This is a genomic window from Bacillus mycoides (assembly GCF_018742245.1).
Taxonomy (GTDB): domain Bacteria; phylum Bacillota; class Bacilli; order Bacillales; family Bacillaceae_G; genus Bacillus_A; species Bacillus_A cereus_U.
In genome coordinates, this window is sequence record NZ_CP036132.1 from 3,956,559 (window position 1) to 3,974,276 (window position 17,718).

The window sequence follows — 17,718 nt, forward strand, 5'->3', positions numbered from 1 at the left end:
GCTACTAGGGGATTGTTATTTTGCTAAACATATTACGAAAAAGTTAGCTTGATTTTTTTCTTTTATTTTTTACATTTCGATAAAACAAAGCAGCGCTCAGTGGCATAACACCAAACCATTTATTTAAGAATGGCTCTTTCTCCGCACGACGTTGTTGTTTCTGTTGTTTTCGATCCTCTTTTGGAGCATCCATATATGACACAAATTGCTGTGTCACAAAGCGTACATAATCATTAGTAGACATATTATCATCACCTCTACTTGATTAGTATGTCCACTTTTTTATTCATTAATCTTTTGCTTTAATTCATTCATAATTTGCTTTACCGACTTATTTGTCGTATCGATATGAATATCAGCCTCTTCATAATAAGCTCGGCGCGATTCAAATTTCGTTACAAATGCATCTATATCTTTCTTCTGAAATAGTGGACGTGTCGTATCTTCACGAAGCCTTTCTGCAATTACATGTGGATCGCAATATAAATACACAACAGTTCCATTTTCCTTCATCCACTTTCGATTTTCCTCTCGTTCAATAATTCCTCCACCAGTTGTAATAATTACATTCTGAACCGGTAGTGAACGTAACATTTCACTTTCATATTCCCGAAAAACCATTTCGCCTTCTTCTGCAAAAATATGCCGAATCGCTTTCTCTTTCTGCTCTTCGATTTTTTGATCTGTATCTACAACTTCCATATGGAGTTCTTTACTTAACGCTTTTCCAATTGTTGTTTTCCCAGCTCCCATATAGCCGGTTATGTATATAGATTTCATTTTCGTTCCTCTCAATCATCCGTTATTATTTGTTATTATAACGAAAGATGCTACTTTATTTAATAAAAAAACGTTTTGTTCTTCTTATGAAATGAAGAACAAAACGTAACATACTCGCTATTTTCTCGCAATAAAACAAGCTGGCTCACTTTTACTTATAAGTACCTCTTCTCACCCACTGCGTTGCAACCCATTTCTCACCTTTCGTTACAGGTGCTCCTCCATGTAACGTAAGCTCATTTAGTGATTGATCTTGATAAAAATACTCAAAGTATACTGCCATTCCCTTTCTAGGATGTACAGAAAGATTTAATTTCGGAAAGAATGTTTCCCCGCCTTCTTCTACATCATTTAAGTACATCACAAGAGTACTTATACGATTATTAGCAGCTGATCTACTATGTTCCGCAAAATAATCATAGTGCGCTTTATATTCTTGATCCACTTCATAATTTAAAATGTGCAATCCTTCTCCATGCGCTACAGGAACATTCATGATAGATGAAATTCGTTTTTCAATCTTGGAAGTTAGTTCATTCTCTTCCAAAAATGCACCGCTACTCGTTCGAATATCATTTACATCACGTGATGAACCAATTTTAGACCGCTCTATTTTATTTTTAGACAATTCGATTAATCCGTCACATTCTTCATCACTTAATACATTTGCTAATACGACAATAAGGGGTTCTTCGAATTTTGAAATAATTTGTATTTCCCTATCTTCTGTCATAATCGTATTTCCTTTATGATCAAAAATAGTTTGTTCCTTATTTTCACCTATTTGATTGTTAGTTGTCATTTCCTTATCTCCCTAGAAAAAATGATTGGATAGCATGAATATATCATATTCTTTCTACCTTTCTCTTTTTTGAGAAAATTTAAACTTTTAACTATCCTTTTTATCCCTTTCACAAAGAAATTGACTCTCAACACAATGGAAATTAATGCTTCTCCCAAGCGTATTTTACACATTATCCTTCTACCCAATCCAATATTTTATTATCCCTTTTCCTATAGCGAAAGCTCACTGTATAGAAACCCCTCTGTTTTGTAACACATTGCAATGAAATGTTAATAACATCATTTTCAAAGATGTACTTTCCACTCACTTCTCCTCTTTCATACTGAAATAAAAAAACATCCTCTTTCTCTTTTTGCTGTAAGTCTCTTTTTATATCTGAAATAGCTCGATCAACAAGTTCCTCCATGAAAAAACTTTGTTCTATTTCAGAATAAAATTTTTTATCCGAAAGTAACATATTCGTTTCGTACATCAAAAAAGAAATGAATAAAATAAGAAAAATAATTGTTCCTGGCATTGTAAATCCATCTTGTTTTCTCATGTTTCTATCTCAATTTCACTATAGCGCACAGCCACGCCTTCATATATTTCACCACTTATATCTTTCACATATATATATAACAAATGAGGTGTTAATTTGTACGAAATCGCTTCAATCCTTTGTAATATAAATTCCCTTCCGCGTATATTTACTTTTCTTATTAAATTACTATTCACCTTTTCATACGTCACCTGATCACCATTACGAAGTTGGAAGCGCAAAATATTCCCACCATTTTCTAGTGCTATCTTCCTCCCACTTGATACTTCACGAAACTCTAATTGCATTTGTCCTAAAAACACATCCCACTCCCATTCATTTAATCCTTTTGAATGTGTATTTTCTATCCCCATAATCTGAAGACGTGGTAAAAGTAAAAAGAACATTGATAAAAGCAACAAACATACAATCATTTCTATTAATGTAAATCCCACTTCCTTTTTACCTTTTCTCTGCATAAAGGCATTGCTCCATCGCTTTTCCTCTCATATCTTTCCACATCGTACAAACTTCATCTCCTCTCCAATATGTGTAATATACAATTCCTTTTATGACTTGCTCTTTTACTCGCTTTTCCTCATTCTCATACTTAAATAAGGCCGCTTCTTTTTTTAATAACATTAATGCTTTATAGCTCATTTTTATATTTTTTCTTTCTTGCATAATTAATAATGTTTGCGGGAGCAATAACGATACCGCCATCATTATTAAACTTAACGCTACAACCATTTCAACCATTACTGATCCTTTTTGACACTTCACGATACGTAAATCTCCCTCTTCCAAGCTGAAATACAATCTCATATTTATACCCCCGATAGGAAAGTAAAATCGTACCACCTCTATTAATATTTCCGCTCGGATTATATGTCATTGGATTTGGAAAGGTATGCAAATCAATTTGGACATCTTTATCATATTCTCTCTTAGCAATTAAAAATCCGGTCTCCGATTCCGAAATATAATACATATGTTTCTCTTTAAACCAGCGTAACGTATAATGTTTTTGACGCTTAATCGCTAACTGCTGCATATACAAAATATCATTTGAAAACTGTTTCAAAAACTGCTCGGCTCTTTGCTTTTCATGTAATGAAGTAACGTTAAAATGCGTAACAACACTCAGTACAGAAATAGCGAATAAGACAAGTAGCATTTCTAAAAGAGTAAAACCTTTTTGTTTCACGATTTCCCGGCTGATACTGTGCCATCATCGAAAATATGGATTGGTTCACCTTTCGGACAAGTTTTAGAAGTAATATACTTTCCTGTTTCAAGTTCCTCTATTGATGGAATCTTATTATGTTGCAATTGATATGCTTGTATTTGTGCTTCTATAGATTTCACATAGGCTGCACATCCTTTTCCTTGCACGGATGAGCGCTGTGTAACTACATTTGGAATAATTAATAGTAATAATACAGTTATGACAACCATAACTAATAACATTTCTAAAAGAGTAAAACCTTCCTCATTCTGCATGTAAATGCCCCCTAAATTGAATTCATCATTTGAAACATCGGCATAATCATCGCTAAGTACATCAAAATGACTATAACCCCAATACATGTAAATAAAATGGGTTGAATCACAAATAACATACGTTTAATTTTTTGTTCTACCTTTTCAATAATGAGCTCACTGTAATCACAAAGCTCATTTGCTAAATTACCGTTTGCTTGTCCATGCGTAATGATATAAGCAAGTTCTTTCTCATAATAACCACTTTTATCAATAATAGATTGTAACGGTTCTCCTGCGATTAATTGCCGCTCAATTCGGGCTGCTTCATACTGAAAGAACGGATGATACTTTTGCTTCATCATTATTGTTAATGCTTCGTGCACTGACAATCCACCGTGTAATAAACCACTTAATTGAGCGGAAAAATAGTGCGAATGATTTAAAATAAGAAATGTTTTCATAAGGGGGATACGGATCATAATCTTTACCTGTTGAGTAGGCGGAAGTTTTCGGAAATAAAATATATATAAACTAAATCCCGTTATAACGATAAGAAAAATGATATAAATGGAATAAGGTAATAATTTAATTGTAACTAAAATTTGCTCCGTAAGTGGTGGTGCTGTAGAACGTAAAGAACTATACATCATTTCAAACTGAGGCAATAAAATGAGGTTAAAAACAGAAAGCATAATCATTAAAAAAAATGATAAAAACATAGGATATTGCATTACTTTCATCATATCTTTCCTATATTTATCCTTCTTGTAAAGAAGTACACTCCCTTGTTGCAAAGCAAAAGAAATATCACCATGTCGCTCTGCATAAAACAAATAACTTAACACCTCCGGATGAAACATTAATTGATGAAAAGAAGCGTGCAAACTTTGTCCATTTTTCAATCCCTCGATCATATGCTGTAACTGTAATTTCTTCCCTAACGGTAGTTGAAACTGCAAAAATTCTAACGCCTGTAAAAGTGAGTAACCTTTCTCTAATAAATCACTTAATCTTTTCCATAATAATACTTGATCACTTAAACTCCATTTTCTCTTAAACATATACATCTTCTTCTAAAAAGCCTAAAGCATACCCTTTTCGCACCGACGATTCCAACGTTTCATAGTGATACGTAACATGTTCTCCACTTGCTTCTTTAATCGCTTGTTTTAATTCATATCCATATAACAGTTCATAAATACTTGCCTGCCTCACTTGCCTCATTGATTTACATAAAGTTGAACACTTCCCTCTGCAAAACGGACATTTTAATTCAACGAGTCGCTGAGCAGCTACAGCCAATAATGATTGTTCAATTTCTTGCCTTGTAATACCATAATCCATAAATCGTAGTATCGCTCCTGTCGCATCATTTGTATGCAAGGTTGTCATCACTAAATGTCCCGTCAAACTGGCCCTTACAGCTACTTTTGCTGTTTCTTCATCACGAATTTCGCCAACTAAAATAATATCTGGATCGTGACGCAAAATAGCCTTTAATCCCGTTTCATATGTGATACCAGCTTTTTCATTTATTTGAATTTGTAATAAACCGTCTTTTCTTCTCTCAACTGGATCTTCCAGAGTAACAATACGACGTGTTTCTCCTTTTCTAGCTACTTCTAATAACGCATACATTGTCGTTGTTTTTCCAGAACCAGTCGGCCCAGTAAATACGAGTAACCCATGAGAATGCTTTAAAAAAGAGAGTAATTTTTCCGCTGTACTTGGAAATAACGAAAGATGAGACAACGGCTGAACAGATGATTGTAAATGGAGGCGAATAACTAGACTTTCTTGATATACTGTTGGAAGTGTTGAAAGGCGTAAATACACTTCTGATCCATCAATTTGCAAATATAATGAACCATTTTGAGGCTTTCTCCTCTCTCCTATATCCATTGATGCTAAAAACTTAAAGTGCGAAACAAGCTTTTCTCCAAATTCCTTTTCAATACACCTTTTCGTAATTAAATCTTTCCCTATACGTAATTGAATCGCCACATCCTTTTGCCTGGGCACAATATGTAAGTCTGATGCTTGCACCCTACAAGCTTCTTTCATAATCATATTTGCAAAAAGCTCGACACTATTCATCAACTTTCCCTCCTCACTATGTATATATCATGAAAAAATGCACAAGAAAAATTAGAAATTTTGTATTTTCACTAAGAGAAAAAGGAAAAATATGTTTGTGAAATTATGAACAATTTCCGAATTATTGTCTGAAATTACCTATATGGAAGTTTATCTGTATTATAATGTTAATATCTTGGATAAAGTGATAAAGGTGGAGATCCTAATGGAACAAGCTTTAAAAATTACAGGTGTATTATCTGACCCTACTCGTTATTATATTTATAAATATATTTCGCAAAAACATAATTACGTAACTGTACAAGAAATTGCAGATGAGTTTGACATTCATCCAAACGTAGCGCGTTTACATTTATCTAAATTAGAAGATGTTAATATGCTCAAATCAGAAACAAAAAAAACTGGGAAAGGCGGCAGACCAAGCAGACTATACGTCTTGTCTCAAGATGTCATCCAGTTACAATTCCCATTTCGCGATTATCAATTACTAGCACAGATAGCATTTAATTCACTGCTAAGCTTAGGTAGCGCGGGTGAAAAAGCGCTATATGAAACAGGGAAACAATTCGGAAAAGAATTAATGCAACAACATATGCATCGCTTAAATGTAAGTGCAGAAGCATTGACGATAGAACAAAAAATGCTAATCGCAAAAGAAGCATTCTCAACAGCTGGTTTATCCCCTGTTTTTGAATTAAGTACAGATGGCACAAAAATTTTCTATGATGTACACAATTGCCCATTTAAAGAAGTTGCTGCGCATCATCCGACTGAAATTTGTAATATGCACGGAGATATGATGAAGGGGATTTTTGAAATCCTATTCCCGGACGTGGAATTAACACGAAACGATAGTCTACTAGATGGATGCAAATCTTGTAACTATAAAGTTCAAATTTAGTTTTTCAACTAAGAAGAAGTCAATACTATAATTGGCTTCTTTCTTTTATATGAATGAATATTTACAATAGTTAGAAAAATAAACTATAATGAAGAGAGGTTTTACTTTTTTTAGAAAAGGAGGGAGATGGCATGGAGCGCATGTTTCGCGTTCTCGGCTTTTGGACTGGAATTTTCTCGGTTATGTTTTACGTAGGGGATATGCATTCGACCGCACTATTATTTTTAGGACAAACAGGATTCTTCGTACTTTTAAGTTATTTAAAATTAACAGAGCGTATGTATATATACGTATTCGGGGCATATTTAACCGTTTTCTTCATCGGATTTACATGGTACACAACATTTTTACTTGTCCCTGGAGCTGGACATTAAAAGATGGCAATTTGCCATCTTTTTTTAATTCCGCAATTCCCTAGTTGACTTATAGGTTTTATTACCTTATATTCTATATAACACATTGGAATTAGGGGGAATTAACATGAATACACTGCTTGTCGGGATTAACATCACAGTCATGCTCATTTTAGTTGGCGTATTGTATTATATGCAACATAAGCATGTATCTTTTAATAAACGTGTATTTACTGCTTTAGGAGTCGGAATTATCTTTGGTCTTATATTACAATTTATTTATGAACCTACTTCTAAAGTAATTATCGAATCAAATACCTGGTTCGGTTTAATTGGTAACGGTTATGTGAAATTACTTCAAATGATTGTTATGCCACTTATTTTAGTATCTATTATTTCAGCCTTTACAAAATTACAATTAACGAAAAACCTTGGTAAAATCAGTGGTCTTATTATCGGAATTTTAATTCTTACTACAGGAATTGCCGCAGCTGTCGGTATAGCTGCAAGCGCAGGATTTGATGTATCAGCAACAGGATTACAACAAGGTGATGCAGAATCTGCTCGTCTGAAATTAGTAGAAGAAAGATTTACTTCTATTGAAAAGACAACAATTCCAGACAAATTATTAGAACTGTTGCCTACAAATCCGTTTCTTGATTTAACAGGTGCTCGTCCAACATCAACAATTTCTGTTGTAATATTTGCAGCCTTTATCGGTATTGCCTTTATAGGTGTAAAACGAAAATACCCAGAACAAGCGGAGCTATTTAAGAAGATGCTTGATGCTGTGTATGCAATCGTAATGCGTATGGTAACATTAATTTTACGTCTTACTCCATACGGCGTATTAGCTCTTATGGCAAAGACAGTTGCTGGTAGCGATATTAACGCTATTTTAAAACTTGGTAACTTCGTGTTAGCATCTTACGTAGCACTTATCGTAATGTTCGTTATTCACTTATTATTAATCGCACTATCTGGTTTAAATCCAATTCAATATTTGAAAAAAGTGTTCCCTGTATTAACATTTGCATTCACATCTCGCTCTAGTGCTGGTGCGATGCCATTAAATATTGAAGCACAAAAAGAAAAACTTGGTATTTCTGAAGGAATCGCTAACTTCGCTGCATCCTTTGGGGTATCTATTGGTCAAAACGGTTGCGCAGGTATTTATCCAGCAATGCTTGCTATGATGGTCGCTCCAACTGTAGGAATTGATCCATTACAACCACAATTTATTTTAACTTTAATCGCTGTCGTTGCTATTAGCTCATTCGGTGTTGCCGGCGTTGGTGGCGGTGCAACATTCGCAGCTTTAATCGTACTATCTACAATGAACTTACCAATCGGCATTGTCGCTCTTGTTATCTCGGTTGAACCATTAATCGATATGGGTCGTACGGCTCTTAACGTAAGTGGTTCTATGACAGCAGGTCTTATTTCTAGTAAATGGCTTGGTGAATTAGATCAGGATACGTACAATCAAGATGATGTAAAAACTGGTGAGATTGCTTCATAATGAAAAAGGACGCTAACAGTATATACTGTTAGCGTCTTTTTTATTATGTTCCATCTCTATACATCTTATCTTGAAAGTTATCACTCCAAGTATTCTTCTAGTTGCTCTTTTAACTCCTCTTCAATCTCATAGTAAGATTCATCAACAAGTTCCCCTATTTTCTTACTCCCCAAAATTCTCGATTGAATTGACATTCCTAAAAAAACATTTTCGCATTTCCAAATTGGAATGATGTAAAATTCAATCATCCCCTCTTCTTCATCTAATACCGCTATAGAAACTGATGAATAATAGCCTGTTTCAAAGGGATTCTGCTTATCTCTTGCAAATTCCATACATAATTTCATGTTTTTTTCTATGTATAAATGTGAATACTCTTTAAAAAGTTTAAATGATATTCGCTCTAATTCCTTTTCCATACATTGAATTTTCGCTTTCAGCTCCAATGTAAATTCTTGTTCTTTATACTTGATTTCCGCCTCCTTAAACATAGAAAAAGAGAATACAATAACATATTCTCTTTTCTCAAATATATTTCATTATCTCACAGCCCGTCCCTTTTACAAATAACCATTCTGCTCGCACCATTTATGAAATTGTCCTACATCTACTCCAACTAACACGATATCCTTTAGCTCTACAGCAATACTTTGTTCCCCAATTACAATAGCAAAGTGGGTTTCTAATTGTTTTTCATTTTTCTTTACAGTTCCAATTCGGTTCCGATGCGGCCCATCTTTTATATATGCTTTTTGTCCTACAATATCAAATTTCAAGATTATCACCTCTTTTACTGCGCTCAAATTGGAAATACAATCTCCACCTCGGAAAATTTCCTTTCATTGCACTATTTCTCTATATATATGACGAAACAATAAAAGAGTCCTTCCTTCTTTACAATTATTTTTTCTTTGTTTCATTTTTATGATTAAAACGTAAAGTTTATAATAAAATACACTTGGAAGCGCTTTCTACGTAATTTTTTATGTTATAATGTATAAGTAGAACTTCGTAAAGAGGGTTAAAAAATGAATACAAAAATGATTAAAAAAGTAATTGAAGCATTAAAAGTATATGGCTTTCAGGATGTATCATTCTGTGAAGGAACGAAGCAATTTTTATTTCATAACGAAACCGATATTATGAGCGGCTATGCAGAAATAACATATAGTAGTCAATTCGAAAAATTCAACGTACAAATTCATCCAATTGAAACGCATCACCAAGCAGAGTTACAAGAGGTTGAAAGACATATACAAGCTTGCATACGAAAAGTAGAGTATTTAAATGCACTTCTTACTGGACAAACAAAGCTAGATGATAAAATTATTATTATGTAAAAAAAAGAACGTGAAGCTATCACGTTCTTTTTTTTAAACACCCATCTTTTCTTTTAAATGCAAACCTGTTACAGACTCTAATACATCCATTGTTTCTTCAAGCTTCATATCAAAAATTGTCTTCTCTTCTATATACGGAAACTGTCTAAAACGCTTTTCTAACATTTTCACCGCATCTGATGTGAAATTTGCGCTATCAATGCCAAATTCTGTTTCAAGAAGCACGATCCAATCTAACACGTGAAAACCTAATCCATTTACGAATGAAATCAGTTTTTCTTCTGGCTGTGAAGCTAAGAATACGTTTCGCTCCATCTCACTAAAAAGTTCTTCTCCTAAAATTCCTGCTAACTCATCATCATGTTCGCGTTCAACAATCTCTTCATAACCGTAATCATCAACAAGCTCTTCTACTTCTTCACTATCTGCAAAAAGTAATTGACTACGAATTGCATCTTTCTTAAATTCACTGTTTTGTACAACTTCTAAAAAACTTGTTTCCCATCCATTTTCTAATTTCATATTTATAACTCCTTTATATGCTTTACTTATAATAACTGTGCCCAAAATAGCCTAATGGTAACCTTCACTCTTTTTTTTGCAAGAAATATTTCTCGCTACATTCCCACGTCTAACATTCCACTTTATTCAATATATATGAGACAAGCCCCTCAATTTCTCCTTCGAAAATATCAACTTCTCGTAAATGGTAGAATGTAGTTTGCAACTCATTGCCCTTGTGATATATATAAATTTTCTTTTCTAAAGCAATTGCCATCCCTAATTCTGTATGACTTCCATTTCCACCATTTAGTATGAGTAAGAAGACATCAGCTTCTCGAATCGCTTCTTGTTCTTCTTCACCAATCTTTTGCAATTGTTCTCTATTGGTTGCTCTTTCATTTTTCGTCCAATCATATGTATGCTGCCATCCCACTTCTTTCAACTGGCTTGATACGAAACGAACAAGATGTTTATTTTGAAATCCTGAAGCAATATAAAATTTCATTTATATCGACTCCTTCAATATGTATGGGGAAACTCCTTTTTTAGCGTTAATGGGATTTTCCCAAAAAAAATCCCCATCTTTAGAACTTATTTGCGTTTCAATGATGGGGTGCCTCATGATCTTCTTTTATTTTTTGTTTTTTATAACTTTCATCAGCTAACATTTCTAGTTCAGCTGTTATTTCTGATTTTTCAAGCTCTCGTTCTTGTGAAAATTTCCGTGAAATATAAACAATAACACTACCAACGTACAACACAAAGCATATAATAAGTGCAGTATTTTCATAGAGACTTAGCTCCAACACAGTCACTCCTAATCCATTCGTATTTTCACGCTTAATCAATTGGAATTTCCCTATTAACCATTTGTTATCCCGCATTAACGGGCAGTAAGACCCCCACCTCAAAATTCAGCAAAAGCAAAGAAGTTAGATGTGGGATTAACTGCCCGTAAAAGCCCGATTGGTTCAACTAATAATCAGTGGGGGATGACCCCCCCACTGATTAAAGTTTCACTTTATTGTAACATAAAAACATCAATTCTTGGAATCTTTCATCCTACTAAAAAAGACATGATTGTTTAATCATGCCTCTGAAATATGTTGAATGATAGTTTTAATCGCTTCTTTTCCATTATATTTTTTTAATGCTGTTTTATACGTCTCATTATTATGAGATAGCTCTTCTATATGCTTTATAAGCGAGTTCACCGTTACATCCTCTTCGTATAATACCGATGCATACCCTTGTCTTTCAAATGATTCAGCATTTAAAATTTGATCTCCACGGCTTGCAAATTTCGATAACGGAATTAAAACCATCGGCTTTTGCATTGTTAAAAATTCAAAAATCGCATTGGATCCCGCACGTGAAATAACAAAATCTGTTGCTGCTAATATATCCGGCAACTCTCCATGTACATATTCAAATTGTCTATATCCTTCCGTATTTTGTAAGGATTCATCAAGATTTCCTTTTCCGCAAAGGTGCACAATTTGATAATTTTTCAGAAGATCTGGAAGTGCTGATCGAACCGTTTCATTAATTTTCTTTGCTCCTAAACTTCCTCCCATAACAGTAATAACTGATTTCTTACGGGAAAACCCTAGAAACTTTAAACCTTTTTCAAGATTTCCTCTTAGTACGTCTTCACGTACAGGCGATCCTGTATATATTACTTTTTCTTTCGGTAAATGTTTCGCTGCTTCTTCAAATGTAACAAATATTTTCGAGGCAAAACGGAGCGCAATTTTATTTGCTAGTCCAGGTGTCATATCAGATTCATGTAATAAAACTGGCACCCTATTTAGCCATCCTCCAATTACGACTGGTACGGATACGAAACCACCTTTTGAAAAAATAACATCCGGTTTTAGTTTACGAATTGTTACATACGCATCCATAACACCTTTCATCACGAGAAAAGGATCTTTTATATTTTTCAAATCAAAATAACGACGTAGCTTCCCGCTTGCAATACTATAGTATGGAATCCCTTCATTTTCTATAATCGTTTTCTCGATCCCTTGATGAGAACCGATGTAAGAAATGTCCCAGTTTTCTTTCTGTAGATGTGGAATAATTGCTAAATTAGGCGTTACATGCCCTGCCGAACCGCCACCTGTAAAAACTATTTTTTTCATACGTCTCCCCCTTCTACACTATAGTACACTAAAATACCTTGCCTCAGGGTGAGAAAATACCATAGCCGTTACAGACGCTTCTGGCTCCATCATAAATCCTTCTGTTAATGAAATACCAATTTCTTCCGGATGAATTAAGCGAAATAATTTTTCTTGATCAGCAAGTTCTGGGCATGCTGGATAACCAAATGATACGCGTATTCCTCTATATTTTGTACGGAATCTCTCTTCCATCGTCAGTTCAGGTGAATCTGGAATTCCCCAACGATCACGAATGAGCATATGTGTTTTTTCAGCAAGTCCTTCTGCTAATTCAAGTGCTAACGATTGAATTGCATGACTGCGTAAATAATCTCCCTTCGCCTTCCATTCCTCTGCAATATCTCGAACCCCTTCTCCAACGGTAACAGATAAGAAAGCGACATAATCCATCTCATCTCCAATCGGGCGTATATAATCTCCTAAAGTACGGTATGGTGCTTTCCCTTGTCTCGGAAATTCAAATCGCTCTATAATACGTGTGTGATCTTCCGGATCGTATATAATTATATTTTGTCCATCACTTTGCGCCGGAAAAAATTGATACACCGCTTTTGGGCGTAACCAAGATTGTCCTTCTTGTAATAATTCATCAATTAAATCATTTAGCTCATGTGCTCTTTTATCCCCTTCTTGCAGGAGTTTTTTTACGTTTCCTTTTAACCCAAGATGGTGTCCAATTAACATTTGTCTATTTAAAAATGGTGCAAGATGAAGGGCAGGAATATCCCTTAATACAACTCGTTTCGTCGAATCTGGCACTATAACAGTTGCTTTTGGCAACGGCTCAATAACTGCGGGAATTTCTATTTTTTTCTCCTCTTGTTTCACAATATGAAGATGGCGTTCCTTTTTATCTTGCTTCATCTTTTCACGTTCTTCTTCTTTTTGTAATTTGTTAATAATATCAAGACCTGTCATCGCATCACTTGCATAACATACGAGCCCTTTATATGATGGCGAAATACGATTATCTGTAAACTTTCTCGTTAACGCTGCACCACCGACAACAATTGGAATATCAATATTGGCTGCTTTTAAATCTTCAGCAGTCGTTACCATTTGTTGTGCGGATTTTACTAACAAACCAGAAAGACCAATAATATCAGGTTTCTTTTCTTGTACTTCTTGAACAATTCGATCCGAACGAACATTAATTCCTAAATTAATAATTTCATATCCGTTATTTGATAAAATAATTTCAACGAGGTTTTTCCCAATATCATGTACGTCACCTTTTACAGTCGCTAATAATACTTTCCCTTTTTTTGCACTATCACTAGATTCCATATGTGGCTCTAAATAACTTACGGCAGCTTTCATACTTTCAGCACTTTGCAATACTTCAGCAACGATAAGCTCATTACCATTAAACAATCGCCCCACCTCATCCATTCCTGTCATAAGCGGTCCGTTAATAATATCCAAAGGTTTTCGTCCTTCTGTAAGCGCGAGACTTAGATCTTCTTGTAGTCCTTGCTTCGTACCTTCTACAATATAGTTTGCCAGTCGTTCATCAAGTGTTAGCGTTTCTTGTATAACGACATCCTTCTTTTTGGCAACACGATAAAAGTTTGTAAATTTTTCTAACGTCTCTTTCGTCGTTTCAAATAATAATGCATCCGCAAGACGTTTTTCTTCCTCTGGAATTGACGCATAGCGCTCTAATTTTTCCGTATTAACAATCGCATAATCTAATCCTGCTTTCGTTGCATGGTATAGAAAGACAGAGTTCAATACTTCACGTCCTGCTGGTGGTAAACCAAAAGATATGTTACTCACACCTAGAATCGTTAAACATTCTGGTAACGCTTCTTTAATAAGACGAATTCCTTCTATAGTCGCTGCCGCTGAACCTATATATTCTTCATCACCTGTTCCTACAGGAAACACAAGCGCATCAAAAATAATATCAGATGGGCGTATACCATACTTCTTCGTTAGTAATTCATAGCTTCTTTTAGCAATCTCTATCTTTCTTTCTGCACTAACTGCCATACCATCTTCATCAATTGTCCCTACAACTATCGCAGCACCGTATTTCCGAAGAAGGGGTGTCACTTTTTCAAAACGTTCTTCTCCATCCTCTAAATTAATAGAATTGATAACACCTTTTCCTTGAATATAAGTAAGAGCTTTCGCCATAACATTTTCATCTGTTGAATCAATCATAATCGGTACTTTTAACACTTTCGTAACTTCTGCCAAGAATCTTTCCATATCTTCTATTTCATCACGATCAGGGTCTGCCATACAAATATCAATAATATGAGCATTTTTCTTCACTTGCGCTCTTGCCACTTCAGCAGCCTCTTCAAATTTCCCTTCTGCTACTAATCTTTTAAACTTACGCGATCCAATTACGTTCGTCCTTTCTCCAACAAATAGGGGCCTCATAGAATCATCGTATTGCAACGCTTCTAGTCCACTAATTCCATGTCCAACCCTTTCATGATGCTCGCGAGGATTAATCGAGGCAAGCGCCAATTTCATTGCACTTATATGTTCTGGTGTTGTGCCACAACAACCACCAATAATATTAATCCATCCTTCTTCAGCAAAACGTTTTACTTTTTCAGCAAGTGACGCCGGAGATTCGTGATAATGCCCATCTTCATCAGGAAGACCAGCGTTTGGATAACAAGAAATATAACACTCCGATAAATCGGATAGAGAACGCATATGTTCCCTCATAAATTCCGGACCAGTAGCACAGTTTAACCCAACCGATAATGGCTTCATATGCTCTACCGATAAATAAAAGGCTTCGATCGTTTGACCCGCTAAAGTCGTTCCCATCGGTTCAATTGTTCCAGAAATCATAATAGGTACTATTTTGTTTAGTTCTTCAAACGCCGATTGAATTCCAAGGTACGCAGCTTTCACATTACGCATATCTTGACTCGTCTCAACGAGCAATACATCAACTTCTCCTCTTAATAGTCCTCTTGCTTGCCTTGTATAGGCTTCGATTAACTCTTCAAAAGTTACACCACCTGTAACACTAATCGCTTTCGTCGTTGGTCCCATCGCTCCCGCAACATATACTTCTTTCCCACTTTCTTTGACTGCTTGCTTCGCCAAAAGCGCTGCCCTTTCATTTAACTCTTCATCTAAATGAGACAATGCATAATCACTTAATACAATATTTGTTGCACCAAACGTATTCGTTTCAATAATATCTGCTCCAGCTTCAATGTAGACTTTATGAATATTTAAAATCACATCCGGTCTTGTTTTTACTAAATATTCATTACAACCTTCGTATTCTTCTCCTCCAAAATCTTCCGCTGTTAAGTCTTCTTGCTGGATCATCGTTCCCATTGCACCATCTAATATTAAAATTTCATGTTGTAATCTCTCTTCTATTCGTTTCATCAATTAATACCCTCTTTCACTTCTTGCTTTTCTCTCACATATTTCACGAGATGTTCTGTAATTTCATATTTTAAAAACGGCGTAATAAGATAAATACCGTTAAAATATTTCATTGCCGCATCAATCAACTCTTGTGAAATACGAATTCCTTCCTCGATAGCAGCCTCTTTCGTTTCATGTCCATCCATTCTTTGTCTTATCTCTTCAGGGAGCGTAATACCCGGTACTTCAAAATGAAGAAAATCTGCATTCCGCTTACTTACTAACGGCATAATTCCAATAAAGATAGGTTGTTCCAAATGCTTTGTCACTTCATATACTTCTTCTATTAAAGCAACATCATAAATTGGCTGAGTTAAGAAATATTCTGCACCAGCATCAATTTTTCGTTCCATTCGCTTTACCGCTGCTGTTAAATGCCTTACATGGGGATTGAATGCCCCTCCGACAGAAAATCTTGTTGCCGGGCCAATTGATTTCCCTAAAATAGAGCGACCGTCGTTCATCTCTTTAATCATTTTAATTAGCTCTATAGATGACAAATCATATACAGAAGTTGCACCTGGAAAATCACCAACGCGCGCTGGATCACCAGTTAAAGCTAGCACTTCCTCCATACCTAACACTGATAACCCTAGCAAATGAGATTGTAATCCAATGACGTTATGGTCTCTACACGTTAAATGCGTCAATACTGGAATATCGTGCTTCGTTAATAATGCACCCATAGCCATATTAGAAACGCGAGGCGATGCCAATGAATTATCTGCTAGAGTAATAGCATCCGCTCCAGCCCTTTTCAGTGCTCTTGCCCCTTCAAAAAAACGCTGCGTGTCTAACGTTTTCGGTGGATCTAATTCCACTACAACTGTTATTTGTTTCTTTGCCTTTTCTGCGAGAGTAACATGAGCTCTCAAACGCTTCTCATGTGTATGGACCACTTTAGGCCTTTGAATCGTCTCCTTTGCTATTACAGGTGCAACATTTGCAATAGCACGTTTCATTCCTTCAATATGTTCCGGGGTAGTACCACAGCAACCGCCTAATAAACGAATACCTTGTTCAATAAATTTTGGTGTCATCTCTTCAAAATATGCTGGACTTCCCTCGTACACATAACGCCCCTCCACATAATTTGGGAGACCTGCATTCGGATATGCTGATAAATAGCCATTTTGAGGAATCGATATCATTTTGAAAGCTTCCGTCATATGAAGTGGCCCTAGTTGACAGTTCAATCCAACAACATTGGCACCGTAGTCTAAAAGCTGTTTTAATATTTCATTGACATCATTCCCATTTTGAGTCGTACCTGCCTCATGTAACGCTAACTGAGCAACAATCGGAATATTCGTTTGTTTACGCAATACTTTAACGGCATGCAATAATTCAAATTCATCATAAAAAGTTTCTAATAGTAATCCATCAACCTGTTCTTCTAGTAAAGTACCTGCCTGCTCAAGTAAAATAAATTCTCGCTCTATATCAGTCGTTGTAACAGCACCAATATGTTTCATACCTCCAATTGTCCCTAAAATTGCATTCCGCTCTGTTACTGATGCTTTTGCAATATTCACTGCCGCTCTATTAATTTGGACAACTTGATTTTCTAATCCATACATACGTAATTTCGCTTCATTTGCCCCATACGTATTCGTTTGAATAACATCCGCTCCAGCAGCTACATATTGTTTATGGATTGATATAATTAAGTCCGGATCAGACAAATTCAATTCTTCAAAACTACTTTGTAAACCATGCGAATGTAATAAAGTTCCAACCGCACCATCGCCTATTACAATTCCTTTTGATAATAAATCTAGTAATTTCACGAATCTCCCTCATTT

Annotated in this window: 22 protein-coding genes; 4 read left to right on the forward strand and 18 right to left on the reverse strand. The window is 35.3% G+C overall.

Annotated features, from left to right (window positions below):
- Nucleotides 1-43: 43 nt before the first annotated feature.
- The 10 genes from EXW56_RS20255 to comGA form a co-directional block, all read right to left on the reverse strand.
- Nucleotides 44-244, reverse strand: coding sequence for a YqzE family protein (locus EXW56_RS20255; RefSeq protein ID WP_002015009.1), 201 nt, complete (start codon nt 242-244; stop codon nt 44-46).
- 38 nt (nt 245-282) lie between these two features.
- The gene (locus EXW56_RS20260) at nt 283-780 is read right to left on the reverse strand and encodes a shikimate kinase (protein ID WP_002111816.1); all 498 of its coding nucleotides are present in this window, start codon (nt 778-780) and stop codon (nt 283-285) included.
- A 151-nt stretch (nt 781-931) separates the two neighbouring features.
- Nucleotides 932-1,582 carry a 2OG-Fe(II) oxygenase gene (locus EXW56_RS20265; RefSeq protein WP_002199367.1) on the reverse strand — a complete coding sequence of 217 codons (651 nt, stop codon included), beginning with the start codon at nt 1,580-1,582 and terminating at the stop codon, nt 932-934.
- Nucleotides 1,583-1,754: 172 nt separating this feature from the next.
- Nucleotides 1,755-2,126: a competence type IV pilus minor pilin ComGG gene (comGG, locus tag EXW56_RS20270; RefSeq protein WP_002199366.1), complete on the reverse strand. Its 372-nt coding sequence runs from the start codon at nt 2,124-2,126 to the stop codon at nt 1,755-1,757.
- On the reverse strand, nt 2,123-2,584 hold the full coding sequence (gene comGF / locus EXW56_RS20275) for a competence type IV pilus minor pilin ComGF (protein ID WP_215557464.1): 462 nt from the start codon (nt 2,582-2,584) through the stop codon (nt 2,123-2,125). Before comGF ends, comGG begins: the two co-directional genes overlap by 4 nt.
- Nucleotides 2,568-2,864, reverse strand: a complete 297-nt coding sequence (locus tag EXW56_RS20280) for a hypothetical protein (RefSeq protein WP_002111824.1) — start codon at nt 2,862-2,864, stop codon at nt 2,568-2,570. Before EXW56_RS20280 ends, comGF begins: the two co-directional genes overlap by 17 nt.
- Nucleotides 2,857-3,312 (reverse strand): competence type IV pilus minor pilin ComGD, encoded by a 456-nt coding sequence (comGD, locus tag EXW56_RS20285; RefSeq protein ID WP_002199363.1) that lies wholly within the window; start codon nt 3,310-3,312, stop codon nt 2,857-2,859. The genes EXW56_RS20280 and comGD overlap by 8 nt, the downstream gene beginning before the upstream one ends.
- Nucleotides 3,309-3,608 (reverse strand): competence type IV pilus major pilin ComGC, encoded by a 300-nt coding sequence (comGC, locus tag EXW56_RS20290; RefSeq protein WP_002111826.1) that lies wholly within the window; start codon nt 3,606-3,608, stop codon nt 3,309-3,311. The genes comGD and comGC overlap by 4 nt, the downstream gene beginning before the upstream one ends.
- Before the next feature lie 11 nt (nt 3,609-3,619).
- Nucleotides 3,620-4,657, reverse strand: a complete 1,038-nt coding sequence (gene comGB / locus EXW56_RS20295) for a competence type IV pilus assembly protein ComGB (RefSeq protein WP_002199362.1) — start codon at nt 4,655-4,657, stop codon at nt 3,620-3,622.
- Nucleotides 4,644-5,687 carry a competence type IV pilus ATPase ComGA gene (comGA, locus tag EXW56_RS20300; protein WP_215596894.1) on the reverse strand — a complete coding sequence of 348 codons (1,044 nt, stop codon included), beginning with the start codon at nt 5,685-5,687 and terminating at the stop codon, nt 4,644-4,646. Before comGA ends, comGB begins: the two co-directional genes overlap by 14 nt.
- Before the next feature lie 205 nt (nt 5,688-5,892).
- Between comGA and EXW56_RS20305 the strand changes: the two genes are divergently transcribed.
- The 3 genes from EXW56_RS20305 (at nt 5,893) to EXW56_RS20315 (ending at nt 8,463) form a co-directional block, all read left to right on the forward strand.
- Nucleotides 5,893-6,588 carry a helix-turn-helix transcriptional regulator gene (locus tag EXW56_RS20305; RefSeq protein WP_002199360.1) on the forward strand — a complete coding sequence of 232 codons (696 nt, stop codon included), beginning with the start codon at nt 5,893-5,895 and terminating at the stop codon, nt 6,586-6,588.
- 131 nt (nt 6,589-6,719) lie between these two features.
- The gene (locus tag EXW56_RS20310; protein ID WP_002015110.1) at nt 6,720-6,962 is read left to right on the forward strand and encodes a DUF2626 domain-containing protein; all 243 of its coding nucleotides are present in this window, start codon (nt 6,720-6,722) and stop codon (nt 6,960-6,962) included.
- Between the two features lie 106 nt (nt 6,963-7,068).
- The gene (locus tag EXW56_RS20315) at nt 7,069-8,463 is read left to right on the forward strand and encodes an L-cystine transporter (protein ID WP_002199359.1); all 1,395 of its coding nucleotides are present in this window, start codon (nt 7,069-7,071) and stop codon (nt 8,461-8,463) included.
- 80 nt (nt 8,464-8,543) lie between these two features.
- On the opposite strand, the gene EXW56_RS20320 is transcribed toward EXW56_RS20315, so the two are convergent.
- Nucleotides 8,544-8,954, reverse strand: a complete 411-nt coding sequence (locus EXW56_RS20320) for a hypothetical protein (protein ID WP_002199358.1) — start codon at nt 8,952-8,954, stop codon at nt 8,544-8,546.
- 69 nt (nt 8,955-9,023) lie between these two features.
- On the reverse strand, nt 9,024-9,239 hold the full coding sequence (locus EXW56_RS20325; RefSeq protein WP_002199357.1) for a DUF3912 family protein: 216 nt from the start codon (nt 9,237-9,239) through the stop codon (nt 9,024-9,026).
- A 252-nt stretch (nt 9,240-9,491) separates the two neighbouring features.
- Here EXW56_RS20325 and EXW56_RS20330 point away from each other — a divergent pair, with 252 nt between their 5' ends.
- Entirely contained in the window at nt 9,492-9,803 is a 312-nt protein-coding gene (locus EXW56_RS20330; protein WP_002199356.1) for a hypothetical protein, read from the forward strand.
- Nucleotides 9,804-9,836: 33 nt separating this feature from the next.
- On the opposite strand, the gene EXW56_RS20335 is transcribed toward EXW56_RS20330, so the two are convergent.
- The 6 genes from EXW56_RS20335 to EXW56_RS20360 form a co-directional block, all read right to left on the reverse strand.
- On the reverse strand, nt 9,837-10,325 hold the full coding sequence (locus EXW56_RS20335) for a hypothetical protein (RefSeq protein ID WP_002111841.1): 489 nt from the start codon (nt 10,323-10,325) through the stop codon (nt 9,837-9,839).
- Nucleotides 10,326-10,434: 109 nt separating this feature from the next.
- Nucleotides 10,435-10,812 carry a nucleoside 2-deoxyribosyltransferase gene (locus EXW56_RS20340; protein WP_002111842.1) on the reverse strand — a complete coding sequence of 126 codons (378 nt, stop codon included), beginning with the start codon at nt 10,810-10,812 and terminating at the stop codon, nt 10,435-10,437.
- 97 nt (nt 10,813-10,909) lie between these two features.
- Nucleotides 10,910-11,152: a DUF3966 domain-containing protein gene (locus EXW56_RS20345; RefSeq protein WP_085960924.1), complete on the reverse strand. Its 243-nt coding sequence runs from the start codon at nt 11,150-11,152 to the stop codon at nt 10,910-10,912.
- 243 nt (nt 11,153-11,395) lie between these two features.
- Entirely contained in the window at nt 11,396-12,454 is a 1,059-nt protein-coding gene (locus EXW56_RS20350; RefSeq protein ID WP_002111843.1) for an undecaprenyldiphospho-muramoylpentapeptide beta-N-acetylglucosaminyltransferase, read from the reverse strand.
- A gap of 18 nt (nt 12,455-12,472) precedes the next feature.
- On the reverse strand, nt 12,473-15,871 hold the full coding sequence (gene metH / locus EXW56_RS20355; protein ID WP_002111844.1) for a methionine synthase: 3,399 nt from the start codon (nt 15,869-15,871) through the stop codon (nt 12,473-12,475).
- On the reverse strand, nt 15,871-17,703 hold the full coding sequence (locus EXW56_RS20360) for a bifunctional homocysteine S-methyltransferase/methylenetetrahydrofolate reductase (RefSeq protein ID WP_002199353.1): 1,833 nt from the start codon (nt 17,701-17,703) through the stop codon (nt 15,871-15,873). Before EXW56_RS20360 ends, metH begins: the two co-directional genes overlap by 1 nt.
- Between the last annotated feature and the right edge of the window lie 15 nt (nt 17,704-17,718).